This window comes from Acinetobacter sp. KB005, from assembly GCF_049949095.1.
Taxonomy (GTDB): Bacteria; Pseudomonadota; Gammaproteobacteria; order Pseudomonadales; family Moraxellaceae; genus Acinetobacter; species Acinetobacter calcoaceticus.
The window spans coordinates 3,710,336-3,727,402 of record NZ_CP188191.1 but is presented as its reverse complement, the minus strand read 5'-3'; the positions used below and the strand labels follow the sequence as shown (position 1 = coordinate 3,727,402).

The following is a 17,067-nucleotide window of genomic DNA, read 5'->3' as shown; positions in this document are numbered from 1 at the left end:
GGAGTTTGGGAATGAATATACCCTTAATCATCAATATTGTGGTTTTTGTCGGGTTAATATTTTTACTCGCCCAAACACGTAAAACGGACTGGAGCTTATCGAAAAAAGTTCTGGCTGGCTTAATTCTCGGTGTGGTGTTTGGCTTAGGACTACATTTGATTTATGGCGGTGGCCATCCGATTCTTGCTGAATCTATTAGCTGGTTTAATATCGTTGGAAATGGCTATGTAAAACTTTTACAAATGGTCGTCATGCCTTTGGTATTTGTGTCTATTTTGGGAGCGGTTGCAAAATTACACCAAGCATCGTCTTTAGGCAAAATCAGTTTTTACACGATTGGTACTTTACTATTTACAACACTGATTGCTGCGCTCGTAGGGGTATTTGTTACTAACCTGTTTGGCTTAACGGCAAAAGGCTTGGTGCAAGGTGCTGCGGAAACTGCACGCTTAACTGCCATTAATACAGATTATGTAGGCAAAGTTACCGATTTAAGTGTGCCGCAATTTATTCTTTCCTTTATTCCAAGTAATCCATTTGCTGAATTAACTGGTGCCAACCCAACTTCAATTATTAGTGTGGTTATCTTTGCCGTGTTCTTAGGTATAGCAGCGCTAAACTTAATGAAAGATGATGAAGAAAAAGGTCAGCGTATTTTAACTGCAATCCAGACTTTACAGTCTTGGGTAATGAAGCTTGTTCGTTTAGTGATGACGCTTACACCTTATGGTGTTTTTGCGCTCATGACTAAAGTTGTGGCAAGTTCTAACGTAGCAGATATCTTAAACTTAGGCGGTTTCTTGGTGGCGTCTTATTTAGGCTTGGCGATTATGTTTGTCGTACATGCCATTATTTTGACGCTTACAGGTGTTTCTCCACTTAAATTCTTTAAGAAAGTTGCTCCAGTTTTAACGTTTGCATTTACCAGCCGTTCAAGCGCTGCAAGCATTCCACTAAGCATTGAAGCACAAACTCGTCGTTTAGGTATTCCTGAATCTATTGCAAGTTTCTCTGCTTCTTTTGGTGCGACAATTGGCCAAAATGGTTGTGCTGGTTTATATCCTGCAATGCTAGCGGTAATGGTTGCGCCAACGATGGGAATTAACACGCTAGACCCAATGTGGATTGCATCGTTAGTCGGTATTGTGACTTTAAGTTCAATTGGTGTGGCTGGAGTAGGTGGCGGTGCGACTTTTGCTGCACTGATCGTACTTCCTGCAATGGGTTTACCTGTAACTTTGGTTGCGCTTCTTATTTCAATTGAACCATTAATTGATATGGGGCGTACTGCGTTAAACGTAAATGGCTCAATGACTGCGGGTGTTGTTACCAGTCAATTTATGGGCCAGACAGATAAAGAAATATTAAACAGTGAAGATGAAATTGAATTAACACATCATTAATAAACTGTAAAAGACGACTCAATCTTATTGGATTGGGTCGTTTTTTTATGTGTGAATGATTGCTGTAATGCTAATTTTTAAAAATCTGTGTCTGTTTATATTTAAAAAAATTGAAGACAATGAGTTAATTTAAAAGAGTTGAATATCATGAAAATGTATCAAGTCGATGCTTTTACAAAAGAGTTATTTCGTGGAAATCCCGCCGCTGTAGTTGTTGAAAAAGAATGGCTAGATGCAGATTTAATGCAGAAGATAGCATTTGAAAATAACTTGTCTGAAACTGCTTTTGTCAAAATCATAGACTCTGAAAATTATGAAATCCGTTGGTTTACTCCAACAGTTGAAGCTGATTTTTGTGGGCATGCCACCCTTGCCAGTGCTTTTGTAATATTTAAAGATTTTACTAAGAAAAAGACGATTAATTTTCATGTCCGAAACTTAGGACTTTTTATCGTTCACCAAGATGAAGATGGCAAAATTAGAATGAATTTTCCAATTTGTAAAGCTCATCAAGTTGAAGATTATCCGGCTATTTTACGTCAAGCTTTAAGCAAACCTTTTAAAGCGGTTTATCAAAATCCTTACGCCTACGTCATTGAATATGAGTCAGTTCAAGATGTATTAGATGAACAGCCAGACATGAATTTGCTCAAAACTTTAGGTAAGTTACGTACTGCTGTTACAGCAAATGATGTGGATGTTGCAATAACATCAAAAACAGACCAGCAATATGATTGTGTCTCTCGCTATTTTGCACCTGTCGCAGGTATTGATGAAGACCCCGTAACAGGCTCAATTCATACTGCAATAGCGCCGTTATGGGCAGAAAAGCTTGGGAAAAATAATATTGTGGCTTATCAGGCTTCTAGTCGTGGAGGCATTTTATATTGCAATATTCTGTCTAAAGAACGTATTGAAATTTCAGGATATGGGAAACTTTATATGCAAGCTGAAATTTTTCTTTAAAATATAAGGCCGTTTAAATAAACGGCTTTTTTTTCAAAACTTTACTATGAAAGTCAGCTTAAATTTCCTACTATAGTCCCACAACTATTGATTTTTTATTATTCAAATTAATTGGTATTTATATGTTTATGCAGTTTAAACAACTGACTCTCTCCCTATGTATTCTTAGTTTAAGTGCTGCGTCTTGGGCACAAACCACACTAGTAAAAAGCAAGCAAAATATTGAGGAATATAAATTAGATAATGGTTTTCGGATTGTACTTGCACCGAATGACAAAGAAAATAAAATCTTTATTAATACCATTTATTTAACAGGTTCATTAAATGATCCGCAAGGCAAAAGTGGGTTAGCTCACTTGCTTGAACACTTGGCTTTTAAGGGGACAAAGAATGTTAAAGGGGAAGAATTCCAGCGTCGTTTAGATCAATATACGTTAATGACGAATGCGAGTACGGATTATTACTCGACCAAATATACCAATATCGTTCGTCCAGAAAAAACTGCACTCAATGAAGTGTTGTACCTTGAATCTGAGCGTATGGATAAATTGGTTCTACAAGAAAAATTTGTTCCTTCTGAAATTGAAATCGTAAAGCGTGAACGTGAAGTCCGTATGGATCAGCCTTTTGCTGTTTTAATGGACCAAATGTGGAAATCGGCTTATGGCAATCAATATTTAGGTCGTTTACCGATTGGTGATTTGCCTGAGCTTAAATCTATTAAAATGCCTGAATTGAACCAGTTTTATCGTAGCTGGTATGCACCGAATAATGCAGTAATGGTTGTTTCCGGTAAGTTTGATAAAACAGATGTCTTAAAAACAATTGATCAATATTTTAGTCCAATCGCGGCACGAGAAGTTCCGAAGGCTGTACAGATTCCTGTACTCGACTCTACAAAAATAAAAAATCGTCAGTTTGTAGTAAAAAAGGGCAGTGATCTGGCGAAGTTCCATATTTATATGAATGGAAAAAATACCAAAATTCAGCCGACACTCGCTTTAGCTCCTTTGCTATATACCATGCAACCAAGTGGTCATTTATATCAGAACATGGTTGAAACTGGCATTACCACAAATGTTGATGCCAGCACGTGGTTAGACCAAGATTTTAATGTGGTATTTCTAGGTGCTATTTATGCACCAAGTAATGACCCTAAAAAAGTTGAAAGCTCTTTGCTAGCGGGTATTGAAAAAGGAAAGCCTTTTACTGAAGTTGAATTAAATCGTGTTAAGAGTTTAATGAAAACTCAAGGCGACTTAATCACTAAAGATGCGGTAGCACTTGGTTCACGTTTGAGTGATTACACGGTCGCTGGTGGGCAATGGGATCAATATTTTAAAGACCTAGATTCGGTAAAAAACGTTAAGCTAGATGAAGTAAATCAAACTTTAAAACAGTTCCTTGTTGCTGAGCATCGTATTGACGGTGATATTTTGCCAACACCTGAAGACCAGAAGAAAGCTCAACAACAAAACTCAAAAGATGCGCCTAAAACCTTAGATCAGGTGGAAGCAAAGGCTGAGCCTTTAAAAGATCCGAAGGTGTATCAACAAGAAGTCGCTGAGTTTTTAAAAACTTCTAAGCAATATGTTGAAAGTAATGAGAAAAAGATTATTCGTGGAAAGCTGAAAAATGGAATGAAGTATGCTTTATTCCCAGTTGAAACACGCGATGATCGTACTTATGCCACAATTACGATGGACTTCGGAACAGAGAAATCTTTATTTAATAAAGGTACGGTAGTCGATTTAACCTCATATTTATTACTACGTGGTTCTGATAAATACAGCTTGCAGGATATTGCCGATAAGTCGATTGATGCGGGTGGGGCCGCTTATGCGAGCGCTGATGGTAATGGCATGACCATTAATATTCAGTCTAAATCAGAAAAATTTGATGAATTCTTTAAGTTTGCTCTCGATGTGATGAAAAATCCAAAATTTGAGCAATCTCAATTTGATTTGATTAAATCGCAGAGCTTATCTAGTTTAGATCGTCCGTATACTGAGCCGGATGTTGTAGCAGGTTTAACACTTTCCCGTTTACTGGAAGAATATCAACCGGGAGATTTGCGTTACCACTTTGAACCAGAGTTGGCAAAGCAGCAATTGAAAAGTGCTACTCAAGAACAAGTGAAAGAGTTGTACGAGCGCTTCTTTGCTATGAACCACGCTCAGATTGCGATTACGGGCGGGTTTGATCCGAAAAAAATGCAGAAATTACTTAATCAGGAATTTGGTCGTTGGAATGGTAAACAGCCTTATCAAAAAATCTTGATTGATCATGTTGATTTTCCAGCTCAGCAAGTTCATGTTTTATCTGAGCAGCGCGAATTTGGTAGCTACCAAAGTGTGCTCGCTCTACCAGTCGGAAAAAATCATCCTGATGCATCTGCTTTAATTTTACTTAACTATATTTTAGGTGAGTCTCAAATTTCATCACGTTTGGCCCAAGAGCTTCGTGAGAAAAATGCATTGGTTTATGGTTTTGGAAGTGGGTTACAGCTTGATCGTGATACTAACGTAGGTGCTTTAAGCATTAGTGCAAATTACACTTCGGGCCGCTCAGCGCAGGTTTCTGCATCAATACATAAAGTGTTGAATGACTTGTTGAAAAATGGTGTGACAGAGCAAGAGCTTGAAGCTGCAAAAGCAGATATCATGAAGAAACGCGTTACGGCATTAGAAGATGAACGTAATATTCATGGGATGTTAAATCTCCAGCTTGAGTCAGGTAAAACATTAATGGACCGTGTAAAACATGATCAAAATCTGACTAAACTGACTGTTGCTGATGTAAATGCAGCAATTAAAAAATATATTAAACCTGAACATTTAGTTGAGGTTATGGCTGATCAATATGGTCAGGCAGCAAAAAAATAAAGTCTTCTTTTAAATAAAAAGCCACTTAATTGTGGCTTTTTATTTGGGTTGTTAAATCATTTTAATGATCATGTTTATGCGCGTGAAAATCTTCATTTTTGCGGAAACGTAAATAATTTTCGAACTGTTCACAATATTCATCGAAATTATCTTCAAGCATCATTTGAAATTGTTGCACAAGATAAGACATGACCTGATCTTTAGCATCACGCATTTCATCGCCATCTTTAAAGTTATTTGCCGCTACCCATGTATTAAAACGGGCACTAGCAAATAACATTGCCGCACTCACTTGACCACGCAGCTCAGCTGGATCTGGTTTTTCACCTTTTGGCGGGCGACAAAAATCATTCGCTTGTTTGATAAATTCATCCGCACGCTCAAAGAAAACCGCATTTAAAGCTTCTTCTTCAGTAACATCTGTTGCATTGATCTTTTGAGACATGACTTATTCCCGCAAAAATAGAGTTGCTTATTATAGGCAAAGCCTTGCGGAAACAAAACCTTTGCCTTAGTCTGTAAATAGCCTAAGTATCGGGAGGTTTAATATGCAAGATGCAATTGCTATTCAAAGTTTAAAAACGGATATCGCTTTATTACGACAGCATATTTTCCCGCCTCAATATTTAGAACATGTGGAAGGGCTGCCGATCTATTATGGTTTACAACAAGAAGTCGAAATCTATTACCAACAATGGCAAGGTCTAATTGAAAGGGCACAAGAACTTTTTCAACCCTTTATGGAAGATGAATTACCAGATGCGATTCATTTGCCAAGTCATTTAAATTTACCGTTGTTTTTTTTTCATGTAGACCGAATTCGGATTAATAAAACACGTGCGAAAGAGTCTAAAACTTTCCGTGGTGTTGCAAGTCTTATTGAAAAATGCGGGCAGTTCGAAACAGATCAGATTTTTACAATGCAAGAATGGTTGCAGAGTGACGATACTGCTGCGCTGGTGGCTCATCGTGAGTTTATCGATTTAAGAACTTATGTATTCCAACATGGCCAAAGTGAATATACCCGTTCACGTTTTTATACCAATGGTATTGTGTTAGGGGTTGAGCCACATTTTAAATTGGTCGATGCTCGTGATAAGCCAAGAAAGCAACGTAGTGATAGCTATAATGACCCATTAGCAGATAACGGTGTATGGAAAGTATTTGGTAAGTATAGATAAAAAGTCGCTGCACGTTTACAGCGACTTTTTATAAATTACCAGAACGTTTCAGCCTGACTAAAAGTTTGTAAAGCTTTGGCGGACCGCTTTTGTAAGTGAGGCTGTTTGGCTTTTACCCAGCCTAATGCAAACCAGAAAGACGAGTCATTTTCGACGGCTTTATTGAAAATACCTTCAGCAATAAACAAATCGTTATATTGACCTAAAGTATTTTGTACAGGTTGTAGCTGTTTTAAATATTGCTGTACTTTTTTGTCAGGATAAAGACTTGAAATAAACTCAACACAATAACGTAACTGCTTAGCTGTCTTGCGTATTTTATGCTGTTCAGCAACTTCAAGTTCAGAGAAATGTTCAGCATTGCTGATCACTTTATGATGTAACTTATCTAAACTCTTTTTAATATGTTTTTTTAACCCACCTGTTTTGTTCTTTGAATCTTCTTCTGAATACGCAAATGCTAATAAATCGAGTAATAGTTTAATTGTTTCCGAAGAGGTAAAGAGTATTGAGAGCTCTTTTAATGGCTGTGTCGAAACGGGTAGTAAAAGCTCAGGTGAGCCGTGTTGCTTAATGATTGGTAACACTTCGGTGCGAATAGCATCTTCATCACGAGTGTCTCCAAGCTGGCGGAAAAGCTCAGCAATTTGTTCTTCCCAAAGAGGATTGACCTCGTTTGACCAGCTAGAAAAATGTTTAAGTGCGCTACGTAAACGGCGCAAACTTACACGTGCCTGATGAATATGTTCAGCTTCGGCAACGCCATCAGCAATTGCAGCCATATTTGGTAAAAATTGTCCTAAACAGTTTTCGACAATCTTTTTAAGGGCCTGTTCAGCAGTAATATCTTTATTTAATGTTAGCGCTTTGGCATGAACAGCGGGTGAAGCCGCTTGCCCCAGCGCTAATAAATTACCACGCTCGGCTTTACTTCTTACATCGAGCCAAAGGGTATAACGATTAATCCATTGCTGTGCAAACTGAATAAGTGTTTTAACTGCGCCTTGTTTAAGTTCAAATTCAACTTCGCAAATTATGCTTTGAGCAGTTGCGGTTTTTACTACACCGTCATCAAGGCAAACTTCAATCGCTGTATTATCTGCTTCAAACACATGATAAGTACGCTGTACATCAGTCTCAAATTGCAAACTTAATTTTTTAGCTTCTTTGCCTAGGGCTGTATTAAGTAAATCAGTTACTACTTTATTGTCTTGATATAACTCAAGGTTTAAATCAGGTTCTTGGTCACATTTGCCTAAAAAAACTTCTTCTTCAACACGGTGTAAATGGCTTTGACCAGCAGCTTTAAAGGTTTGGACCCAAAGATCATTTTCTTTACGCAAACGTATCGCCATGCCATTTTTTGCGAGTAAGCGATCGGGGGTGTCGTAATATTTTGCCTGTAGATGAATCTGTTGTGCTTTATGCTTTTTTAAGTATTGTTGAACAGATTTTTTCTTCGATTCAGGTAACTGAAACTTAAGCTCAACTTCAACCATAACGTATCTCCCTGAATCAGTTATTTAAACTATCTTGAATGAGTATAATAGCTTAGTACTAAAAGTAGTGGTTTTGATAGAGAAAGTTACAATCAAACATATGACGCTATGCTTTTATTTCGGTGTACAATCAGGTGACGTTTTGATCAAATAAAAATCAGGAAGATGATCGTGAATGCACCCATAAACTTTAATCATGAAGCTCAGCCAGAGTTTGAATTGCCGATTAAAAACTATCAGGAATTTTATCGTTTTTACTTAACTGAACACCGTAACATCATGAGCAGACGCTTACATGTGGTGGGTAGTAGTATAGGCATATACTTTTTTTCGAAAGCAATTCGTAAAAAACAAGCCAAATATGTAGTCTATGGTTTGGTAGCGGGTTACGCAAACGCTTGGGTTGGACATTTTGTGTTTGAAAAAAATAAACCTGCGAGTTTTAAACAACCTTTCTATAGCTTTATTTCTGATTGGCGAATGCTATCTGATGTTGCACGTGGTCGTTTGAGTTTGACTGATCGCAAACACGATAAAATTCCAAGTTAATTTTTATTTCTATTCTTAATAGACCGATTGGTACTGGTAAGCCCATATCAATCGGTACTTATGATGATCTATAAATCCGTTATACTAGCGAAGTTTTTTAAAGCAAGAGTAGAGTATGCGCGGTTTATATCTGATTACCAATGATGACCCAATCCAATTATTATTAGAAAAACTAGATGCTGCGCTCGCAACTAAACAGGTCGCAATTTTACAGTACCGCCGTAAAAAAATAGAAAAAACTGACCAGCCTACTGAAGTTGAACAAATCAAACTGTTGTGTGAAAAATACCAAGTTCCTTTTGTGATTAATGATGACCTAAAACTGGCTGCTCAGTTTGGTCTAGGTGTGCATTTAGGGCAAAGTGACGGTGAAATTACCGATGCCAAATCTCAGTTACCACAAAATGTCATTATTGGTCGTACTTGTTTGAACTCTTTAGAGCTTGCCCAAAAAGCAATTGCAGATGGCGCGACTTATATTGCATTTGGTGCAGTCTATGCGACCTCTACAAAACCTGAAGCAGGTAATGTGGGCATAGAAGTGATTAAGCAAGCAGCGGCTCAATATGATTTACCAATTTGTGCCATTGGTGGTTTAACTGTTGAAAACTCAAAACCTGTGATTGAGGCTGGGGCTGACCTGTGTGCCGTCATTAGTGATATATTAGGCCGATCAACTGCTGAAATTCCTGCCCGTGTACAAGCATGGGCACAATTATTTTCTTAAGCTTTCAAAATTATTTTTTAGATATTTAAGACGAGCATTTCCATGAGTTTATCTCCAAAGCAAGAACAGTTATTTAAACAAGCCAGCAAACACATTCCAGGTGGTGTGAACTCTCCTGTACGTGCCTTTAATGGCGTTGGAGGAACACCTGTTTTCATCGAGAAAGCCAAAGGTGCATATTTGTGGGATGTGGATGGTAAGCGTTATGTTGACTATGTTGGTTCTTGGGGGCCAATGATTTTGGGTCATGCTCATCCAGAAATTATTAAAGCAGTACAAACAGCCGCAGAAGATGGTTTAAGTTTTGGTGCACCAACCGTACACGAAACAACGTTGGCAGATATTATCTGTGAAATCATGCCATCAATTGAATTGGTGCGTATGACTAACTCTGGCACAGAAGCGACCATGACGGCTATTCGTTTAGCGCGTGGTTATACTGGCCGTGACAAAATTGTGAAGTTTGAAGGTTGCTACCATGGGCATTCTGACTCGCTGTTAGTAAAAGCAGGTTCGGGCTTACTCACTTTAGGTGAAGGTGAACCAACTTCAAAAGGTGTTCCAGTTGACTTTGCTAAACACACTTTAACGCTGCCTTACAATGATATTGCTGCATTAAAAGAGTGCTTTGCTAAATTTGGTCATGAAATTGCTGGCGTCATTATTGAGCCTGTGGCGGGTAACATGAATATGGTGAAACCAATCGACGGTTTCTTACAAGCTATTCGTGATGTGTGTGATGAATATAAATCTGTCTTTATTATTGATGAAGTCATGACAGGTTTCCGTGTTGCTTTGGGTGGCGCTCAATCAGTTTATAACGTTAAGCCAGACTTAACGACCTTAGGTAAAATTATTGGTGCTGGCTTACCCGTAGGTGCATTTGGCGGTAAACGCGAAATCATGGAATGTATCGCGCCTTTAGGTGGCGTATACCAAGCAGGTACTTTATCTGGTAATCCACTCGCTATGCGTGCTGGTATTGAGATGTTCAAACATTTACGTCAACCAGACTTTTACAGCAACTTATCAGCTCAACTTGAAAAGTTACTTGCAGGTTTACAAGCAGCAGCTGATGAAGCGGGGATTCCATTTAAAACTCAGCAAGCTGGTGCAATGTTCGGTCTTTACTTTACCGATCAAGAAGACATTACAAGTTTCGACTCTATGCTGGCATGTGATATTGAAGCTTTCAAAAAGTTCTTCCATGGTATGTTAAAGCGTGGTGTAAACTTGGCACCGTCAGCATTTGAAGCAGGTTTTATTTCATCTGCTCATTCTGATGAAGATATCGAATATACGATTCAGGCTGCAAAAGAAACATTCGCTGAAATGAAGTAAGCAAAAAGGCCCGTTTAAAACGGGCTTTTTAATTTGAGCTATTTTTTATTTGTAGAGAACAATGTTTTATCCTTTACCTCGAAAAATCCAATTAGCAGCAAATACTTCAAATTGGTCAATTGAGTCTACGCAAAGTATTTTGCTCATGATTGGACTAAATGAACTTAAAGTTTTACCGGATTGGGCAGGGCAGCCATTAGCCGATCATTTAGAATTGCTAAGTAAAAGAGCGCAAGCGCTCGAAATTCCAGTCATTTTTATTGATGCATCTCAGCTTCAACAAACCATGTTGCAGTTGGGGCAGCGACTGTCATCAAATAGCAAAGCCCAAGTTGTGATGGCAGGTGATTTGTCACCTCTTTTTAAACAGGTCATGCAGCTTGTTTTATCTATTACCGATTATGTAGCTATTGTAAATGATGCGTTCTTGGCGGCTAATCTAGAGCAGCATATTCAATGGGTTGAAAAGATCAGTTTTGACCATATAAAACATTTAAATACACAGACCTTAATGCGCCTATGGTCTTTAAGTGCGCCGTCTGAATATATCTTGTCGGATAAAGGAATTTTATTGGCCATTGCTGAACAGGTTGGGCGACATCCTATGGAAGTTCACCCTGAAATTGATTTAAGAAACTACGGATTAAATCAATCTGCTGTGAATTATCTAGTCGACCTATGGCGTGCGAACGGTGCAAGCCTGAGCACTGAAGAGGTGATGCAAGCACCTACCATGCAACATATTATGCAGTTATTGAAGCATTGACTCACCATAGACCCAACGTGCGCCATAATATTTGCAAATTATGCTGTTAATTTACCCGAACGGCATTGTAATTCGGACGTAAGCTTTTTATTATTGCCCGCTTGTTTTTCATCTTGCCTTGGGAATACAACTTTGAGTGATTTTCTAAGTGAACATCTGATCTATCGTGATGATGATTTTATGGTGATTCATAAACCTTCGGACATCTTGAGTGTTCCGGGTAAGGGTGATTTACATGATAGCGTTCTGACAAGGTTGGTTGCGATTGAGCCTAAAACTTTGCTCATTCACCGTCTAGATCGAGACACTTCAGGTATTTTGGTATTTGGTTTATCCAAACGTGGTCAAAGTGCGATTGCGCGTCAATTCCAAGACCGTCAAACTTCAAAAATATATGAAGCAGTAGTTGCTGGTCATTTAGAGGGTGAGGGGACTGTAGATATTCCTGTTATCTATGATCCAAGTCGACCACCTTTACATATTGTCGATGCTTCTCACAATAAGCCTGCTTTAACCCATTGGCAGGTTCTAGAAAATTTTCAGATTCAGGGACAACCTGTAACGCGTGTGAAATTAACACCAATTACGGGTCGATCCCATCAACTCCGTGTACACATGCAATATCTTGGGCATCCAATTGTAGGTGACACGCTGTATGCAACACCGGAGCAGCAACTTGTTCCGCGTTTGTGTTTGCATGCCAAACAGTTAAGTTTTAATCATCCTGTCACAGCAGAAACATTAACTTTTGACTGTCCTGTACCGTTTTAATGTAAAAAATTTTAATGCGTGATTTTTTGTAGCAAAACGATTTAATTGGTTTTTGCTTCAAAATTTTGCTTTAAAGACTACATAAAAAGATGCAAAAATAAGCTAATTTGCATCGTACAATATGTAGTGCGAACTTGAGAGAAAGGTGGAAAAATTGCAGCAGTATGCTATTGGTCAACGTTGGCTATCAGACACAGAGACTGAGCTCGGTTTAGGTGTACTTATTGATGTAGATGAAAGATCTGTCAGCATTTTATTCCCCAAAAGTGATGAGACACGTGTATATGCACGTAATAACGCTCCACTATCTCGTATCATCTTTAACACAAATGATGAAGTTCAAGATCAAGAAGGCAAGAAGTGGATTGTTGAATCTGTTGAAGACCGACATGGCGTTTTGCGTTACAACGTTGTTCGTACCTTAGAAAATGGCGAGCAAGATCGTAAAGCGTTGAACGAAACACGTATCGGTGCGCAAATTCAGTTGTCGAAACCTTTAGATCGTTTGCTTGCAAGTCAGGTTGACTATAAAGAGTGGTATGACCTGCGTATTGAAGCGATGCTTATGCAAGCACAAATGCAGAATAGCCCTCTACGCGGTATGATTGGTGCGCGTGTTGGTTTAATTCCACATCAGCTTTATATCGCACACGAAGTTGGTAAACGTTTTGCACCTCGTGTTTTACTTGCCGATGAAGTGGGTTTGGGTAAAACAATTGAAGCTGGCTTAATTATCCACCAACAGCTTAAAACCGGTCGCTCAGAACGAATTCTTATTTTAGTCCCTGACTCTCTACAGTATCAGTGGATGATTGAAATGCGCCGTCGTTTTAACTTGCAATTCTCTCTGTTTGATTTAACACGTACCGCATCTATTAAAGAACATGACCCAGAACTTAACCCGTTCTTGACTGAGCAATGCATTATTGCCAGCGTTGATTTAATGGTTGACCATGATGATTTGCGCGAGCAAGCCATCGAAGCTGGGTTTGATTTGCTCGTGGTTGATGAAGCACATCATTTGATGTGGAGCGAAGAAGAAGGCGGTAATGACCGCTACGATTTAATTGAAGAGCTCGCTGAAAATACGGCTGGGGTGTTATTGCTTACTGCAACACCTGAACAGCTGGGTGTAGAAAGTCATTTCGCACGTTTACGTTTACTTGATCCGCAGCGTTTTAGTAGTTTAGAGCGCTTCTTAGATGAAGAAACTCAGTACCAGCAGACTGCAAAAATTGCTGAAGTGCTTATGTCTGATCAACCTTTAGCTCCTGAGCATTTATCTGCTTTAGAGGGCTTGTTAGGGCATAGTATTGAAGACCAGCCTGAACAGCGCTTTAGAGCAATTCACGAATTATTAGACCGTCACGGTACTGGACGTATTTTATTCCGTAATACACGTGAAGCCATTCAAGGCTTCCCAGGGCGTGATTGTCAGCCAGCACCATTACCAGCACCAGAAGATTGGTCAAAAGATGGAAAACTGCGTGAGCAGATGTGGCCTGAAGAAGCACAAATTGATGGTTCATGGATGCAAAATGACCCACGTGTGTTATGGGTAATGGAAGTTCTACGCAAAGATCTCAAACATAAAAAAGTGCTTTTAATTGCGCGTAGTGGGCCAGTTGTTGAAGCTTTAGAAAATGTATTGCGTTTGCATGCAGGCATCCGTACTGCCATGTTCCATGAAGGCATGAGCTTACTTGAACGTGACCAAGCGGCTGCTTATTTTGCTGAAGAAAGCTATGGTGCACAAATTCTACTGTGTTCGGAAATTGGTTCGGAAGGCCGTAATTTCCAATTTGCTAGTGATCTAATTTTATTTGATCTGCCAGCTAATCCAGATGTTTTAGAGCAACGTATCGGACGTCTAGACCGTATTGGTCAAGAAAACCGTATTCAGATTCATGTGCCATATCTTGTTGGAACAGCTCAAGAGCGTATGTTCCGTTGGTACAATGAAGCACTTAATATTTTCAGCAATATTTCGCCAACAGCACAAACGTTGCAAGAAAACTTTATTGTTGAATTAAAAGACTGTTTGCTTGCAGACCAAGGTCAAACATTTGAAGATTTGCTTGAAGAAGTGAATGTTCAACGTCAAGCTTTAGAAGCTGAACTTCAAGCAGGCCGAGATCGTTTACTTGAATATAACTCATGTCGTCCAATCGTGGCGCAAGAGATTGTTCAGGCCTTAGAAGATTATGATGACAATACGACGCTCCCAATGTTTGTGAAGCGTTTCATGTCATCAACCAATATCGACTTTGATGAGCAAAGTAACGGTACTGTGATTATTCGTCCAACAGACCAAATGCAAGTGCAAGGTTTGGCGCTAGACGAAGAGGGCATGACAGCAACGTTCTATCGCGATCAAGCACAGCTTCGTGAAGATGCTCAATATTTAACTTTAGAGCATCCATTCATTGAAAGTGTAATGGAAATGATCCGTACGCAATCATTTGGTAGTACCAATGTTGCTGTACTCAAATCAAATGCGTTAAAGCAGGGTTCAGTATTAATCGAAGTGTGGTTTAAAGTCGATGTGGTGGCACCTAAGGCGTTAAATCTACCATCAAGCTTACCTAAGCAATTAATTCGTGTGCTATTAAGTGAAAATGGTCAAGATTTGTCTGAGAAAATTGATCCGACTATCTTAAAACCATATTTACACCATTTAGATGGCAATAGCTGTCGTCAAGTGGTTAAAGCTCGCCGTGATATCATTGAGGAACGTTATAAACAAGCGTTAGATATCGCAAAAGTTGATTTGCCACAGCTTCAGCAGCAAGCAAAAGAACACTATGGTAATAAATGGCAATATGAAATTGACCGTTTAACCTATCTAAAACAGTTCAACCCAAGTATTCGTCAAGATGAAATTGAACGCTTACAAAAGTTGCAAAAAGAAGGCTTGAGCTTGCTTGATGGTTTAACTGTTACACCAGAAGCAATTCAAGTATTAGTTGTGGTTAAGCCATAACTCACTCAAAATGAAAAAAGCGCCTAGAGGGCGCTTTTTTTATAGATCGATTTTGAATTAGATGAGACCGGCATCTTTTAGTTCTAGCTTTAAATATGCATAGAAAATTGGAGCTGCGATTAAACCACCTAAGCCAAAAATTGACTCAAATACTAGCATTGCTAATAAAATTTCCCATGCATTTGCATTGATTTTATGTCCAATAATTTTAGCGTTAACAAAATATTCAAGTTTATGAACCAGAACGAGATAAAGTAATGCTGCTCCTGCTAGTCCGAGTGAAACAGTAAGAGCGGCAATGAACGTTAATGTGTTGGAAATAAGATTACCTAAAATTGGAATCAGTCCAAACATAAAGGTCAAAATAGTGAGGGTTTTAGCAAAAGGCAGGTGGACTCCCCAAAGCGGTAACAAAATAAAAGCGAATAAAATAAAGAGCAGGGTATTAATGGCTGAAATTTGTATTTGTGCAAAAACAACGTTTTTAAATGAAATTGATAATTTTTGAATACGTTGAATCAGAAGAGATTTAAAAACAGGCTGAGGGGTTCGGCGGTGAAAACCATGTATTGCCACCAAAATCCCAATGATTAATCCCATCACCATAGTCACGAAGTTATGCAAAATATCTGAACTGGCATTTTTTAATGTGGTCACGTTATTCTTCATAAATGCAAAGATTTCGTCTTTTAAATCTGTAACGCTATCGGGAATATAACCCGGAAGATATTTGCTAATTTCAGCTTGTAAATGCAGTAGGGTTTGATCAACTTTTGTATTAATACTATGTAATCCAACGCCTTTTAAATCATATACAACAAAGCTAATCAGACTCGTAATGAAAAAACCAATAAGTGAAATAGTGACAATACTTAGTAAAATACTAATAAAAATACGGGCTCTTTGACCATCAATATAACGTTCTACAACCGAACTTAAGCTAATAATAATTTCATAAATAAGAAAGCCTGCAAAAAAACTTGCTAATAGGTGTAATGGGATAACCGAAAGCAAAAAGATGCCCATAAGAATGTAGCTTGCAATCAGGCTTTGACGATTATTCAAATTTTGCATGTTGATCCCTGAGATCGTTGGGAATGTAGGAGAAAGAAAAAATGGGGTAATTATTTATACTCTCGCAAGCTATTCGCTTCAATCGATGAATTATATTTTTATTGGAAAATAGAGGAGTTAGATGTAAAAATGGCCTGTTCATCAACAAGCCATTCATTAGATAATTTTAACGAATTTTTGCTTCATCCAAATGACGTGCGCCCTCTAAAATCATTCGAATCATAATCATGGTTTGCTCAGCAAGTTCTGACCTTTGCTCAATAGGAAGGTCAATCGCTTTTGCCCCCATGTGAAACACAAGTTGAGTAATTGCTTTTGCAACAAGTTCAGGGTGGTAGAGGTGATTGTTATTTAAGCGCTCCAGCCGAATTAAATCTTCTTGTAGCTCTTGTTGAAAGAAATTTAATTGACGTTCAACTGCGGCTTTATAAGAGGCAGAGCCTGTAAAGCCTTCACGTAGTAATAAACTTAAGTTACCCTCATCAGCATCGAGCTGCTGAAGAAAAATATCGACAGAACTACGAATAATACTTTCTTGTAAGGATGCGCGTAGGCGAGCGTGGCGAATAATTTTACGTAAGACAATACCAGCACGGTCAATTAAAGAAATCGCTAACTCATCAATATCTTTAAAATGTCGATAGAAACTGTTTGGCGCAATACCAGCTTCTCTTGCTACTTCACGTAAACTTAATGAAGCAATACTCTTTTGTGGGCCAATCAGATTTAGAGCAGCCTGAAAAAGTTCTTCTTTAGTAATTGTCGCTTTTCTTCCTACAGAACGCGTAGCTGTTTTAATTTCAATGACATCTTGTTGTCGAGGCGTGTCATTCAGGTTCTGAGAAAGTGAAGATTGGGTCATGCTGTTCAATATATTTGTAAACTGTCAGGATTATAGCCTTAGAAGCTGAACTTGTGAAAT

At 38.6% G+C, this 17,067-nt stretch carries 14 protein-coding genes; 10 read left to right on the top strand and 4 right to left on the bottom strand.

Features of this window, described 5'->3' with window-relative positions; genetic code table 11:
* Positions 1-11: 11 nt before the first annotated feature.
* The 3 genes from ACPF64_RS17810 to ACPF64_RS17800 all read left to right on the top strand — a co-directional run bounded on the left by ACPF64_RS17810 (position 12) and on the right by ACPF64_RS17800 (position 5,254).
* Positions 12-1,403, top strand: coding sequence for an L-cystine transporter (locus tag ACPF64_RS17810; protein ID WP_004643616.1), 1,392 nt, complete (start codon positions 12-14; stop codon positions 1,401-1,403).
* A 147-nt stretch (positions 1,404-1,550) separates the two neighbouring features.
* On the top strand, positions 1,551-2,369 hold the full coding sequence (locus tag ACPF64_RS17805; RefSeq protein WP_426454891.1) for a PhzF family phenazine biosynthesis protein: 819 nt from the start codon (positions 1,551-1,553) through the stop codon (positions 2,367-2,369).
* Positions 2,370-2,491: 122 nt separating this feature from the next.
* Positions 2,492-5,254: a M16 family metallopeptidase gene (locus ACPF64_RS17800; protein ID WP_426454889.1), complete on the top strand. Its 2,763-nt coding sequence runs from the start codon at positions 2,492-2,494 to the stop codon at positions 5,252-5,254.
* A 61-nt stretch (positions 5,255-5,315) separates the two neighbouring features.
* On the opposite strand, the gene ACPF64_RS17795 is transcribed toward ACPF64_RS17800, so the two are convergent.
* Entirely contained in the window at positions 5,316-5,699 is a 384-nt protein-coding gene (locus ACPF64_RS17795; protein ID WP_004643612.1) for a DUF3144 domain-containing protein, read from the bottom strand.
* A 103-nt stretch (positions 5,700-5,802) separates the two neighbouring features.
* On the opposite strand from ACPF64_RS17795, the gene ACPF64_RS17790 reads away from it, so the two are divergent.
* Complete coding sequence (locus ACPF64_RS17790; protein WP_003650404.1) at positions 5,803-6,435, top strand: hypothetical protein; 633 nt, start codon at positions 5,803-5,805, stop codon at positions 6,433-6,435.
* Between the two features lie 35 nt (positions 6,436-6,470).
* Here ACPF64_RS17790 and ACPF64_RS17785 read toward each other — a convergent pair whose 3' ends face one another.
* Positions 6,471-7,934, bottom strand: a complete 1,464-nt coding sequence (locus tag ACPF64_RS17785; protein ID WP_426454886.1) for a CHAD domain-containing protein — start codon at positions 7,932-7,934, stop codon at positions 6,471-6,473.
* A 165-nt stretch (positions 7,935-8,099) separates the two neighbouring features.
* On the opposite strand from ACPF64_RS17785, the gene ACPF64_RS17780 reads away from it, so the two are divergent.
* The 6 genes from ACPF64_RS17780 (at position 8,100) to rapA (ending at position 15,071) form a co-directional block, all read left to right on the top strand.
* A complete protein-coding gene (locus tag ACPF64_RS17780; RefSeq protein ID WP_231762792.1) occupies positions 8,100-8,483 on the top strand; it encodes a DUF962 domain-containing protein in 384 nt (127 codons plus the stop codon).
* A gap of 115 nt (positions 8,484-8,598) precedes the next feature.
* On the top strand, positions 8,599-9,210 hold the full coding sequence (thiE, locus tag ACPF64_RS17775; RefSeq protein WP_426454883.1) for a thiamine phosphate synthase: 612 nt from the start codon (positions 8,599-8,601) through the stop codon (positions 9,208-9,210).
* 42 nt (positions 9,211-9,252) lie between these two features.
* Positions 9,253-10,551: a glutamate-1-semialdehyde 2,1-aminomutase gene (hemL, locus tag ACPF64_RS17770; RefSeq protein ID WP_004643606.1), complete on the top strand. Its 1,299-nt coding sequence runs from the start codon at positions 9,253-9,255 to the stop codon at positions 10,549-10,551.
* Positions 10,552-10,612: 61 nt separating this feature from the next.
* Positions 10,613-11,317: an acyl carrier protein gene (locus ACPF64_RS17765; RefSeq protein WP_426454881.1), complete on the top strand. Its 705-nt coding sequence runs from the start codon at positions 10,613-10,615 to the stop codon at positions 11,315-11,317.
* Positions 11,318-11,449: 132 nt separating this feature from the next.
* On the top strand, positions 11,450-12,088 hold the full coding sequence (locus ACPF64_RS17760) for an RluA family pseudouridine synthase (RefSeq protein ID WP_426454879.1): 639 nt from the start codon (positions 11,450-11,452) through the stop codon (positions 12,086-12,088).
* A gap of 145 nt (positions 12,089-12,233) precedes the next feature.
* A complete protein-coding gene (gene rapA / locus ACPF64_RS17755; protein ID WP_005307339.1) occupies positions 12,234-15,071 on the top strand; it encodes an RNA polymerase-associated protein RapA in 2,838 nt (945 codons plus the stop codon).
* A gap of 57 nt (positions 15,072-15,128) precedes the next feature.
* Here rapA and ACPF64_RS17750 read toward each other — a convergent pair whose 3' ends face one another.
* Together ACPF64_RS17750 and fabR are read right to left on the bottom strand one after the other, a co-directional pair.
* On the bottom strand, positions 15,129-16,145 hold the full coding sequence (locus ACPF64_RS17750; protein ID WP_080027564.1) for an AI-2E family transporter: 1,017 nt from the start codon (positions 16,143-16,145) through the stop codon (positions 15,129-15,131).
* A 166-nt stretch (positions 16,146-16,311) separates the two neighbouring features.
* Complete coding sequence (gene fabR, locus ACPF64_RS17745; RefSeq protein WP_003650423.1) at positions 16,312-17,007, bottom strand: HTH-type transcriptional repressor FabR; 696 nt, start codon at positions 17,005-17,007, stop codon at positions 16,312-16,314.
* Positions 17,008-17,067 lie beyond the last annotated feature (60 nt).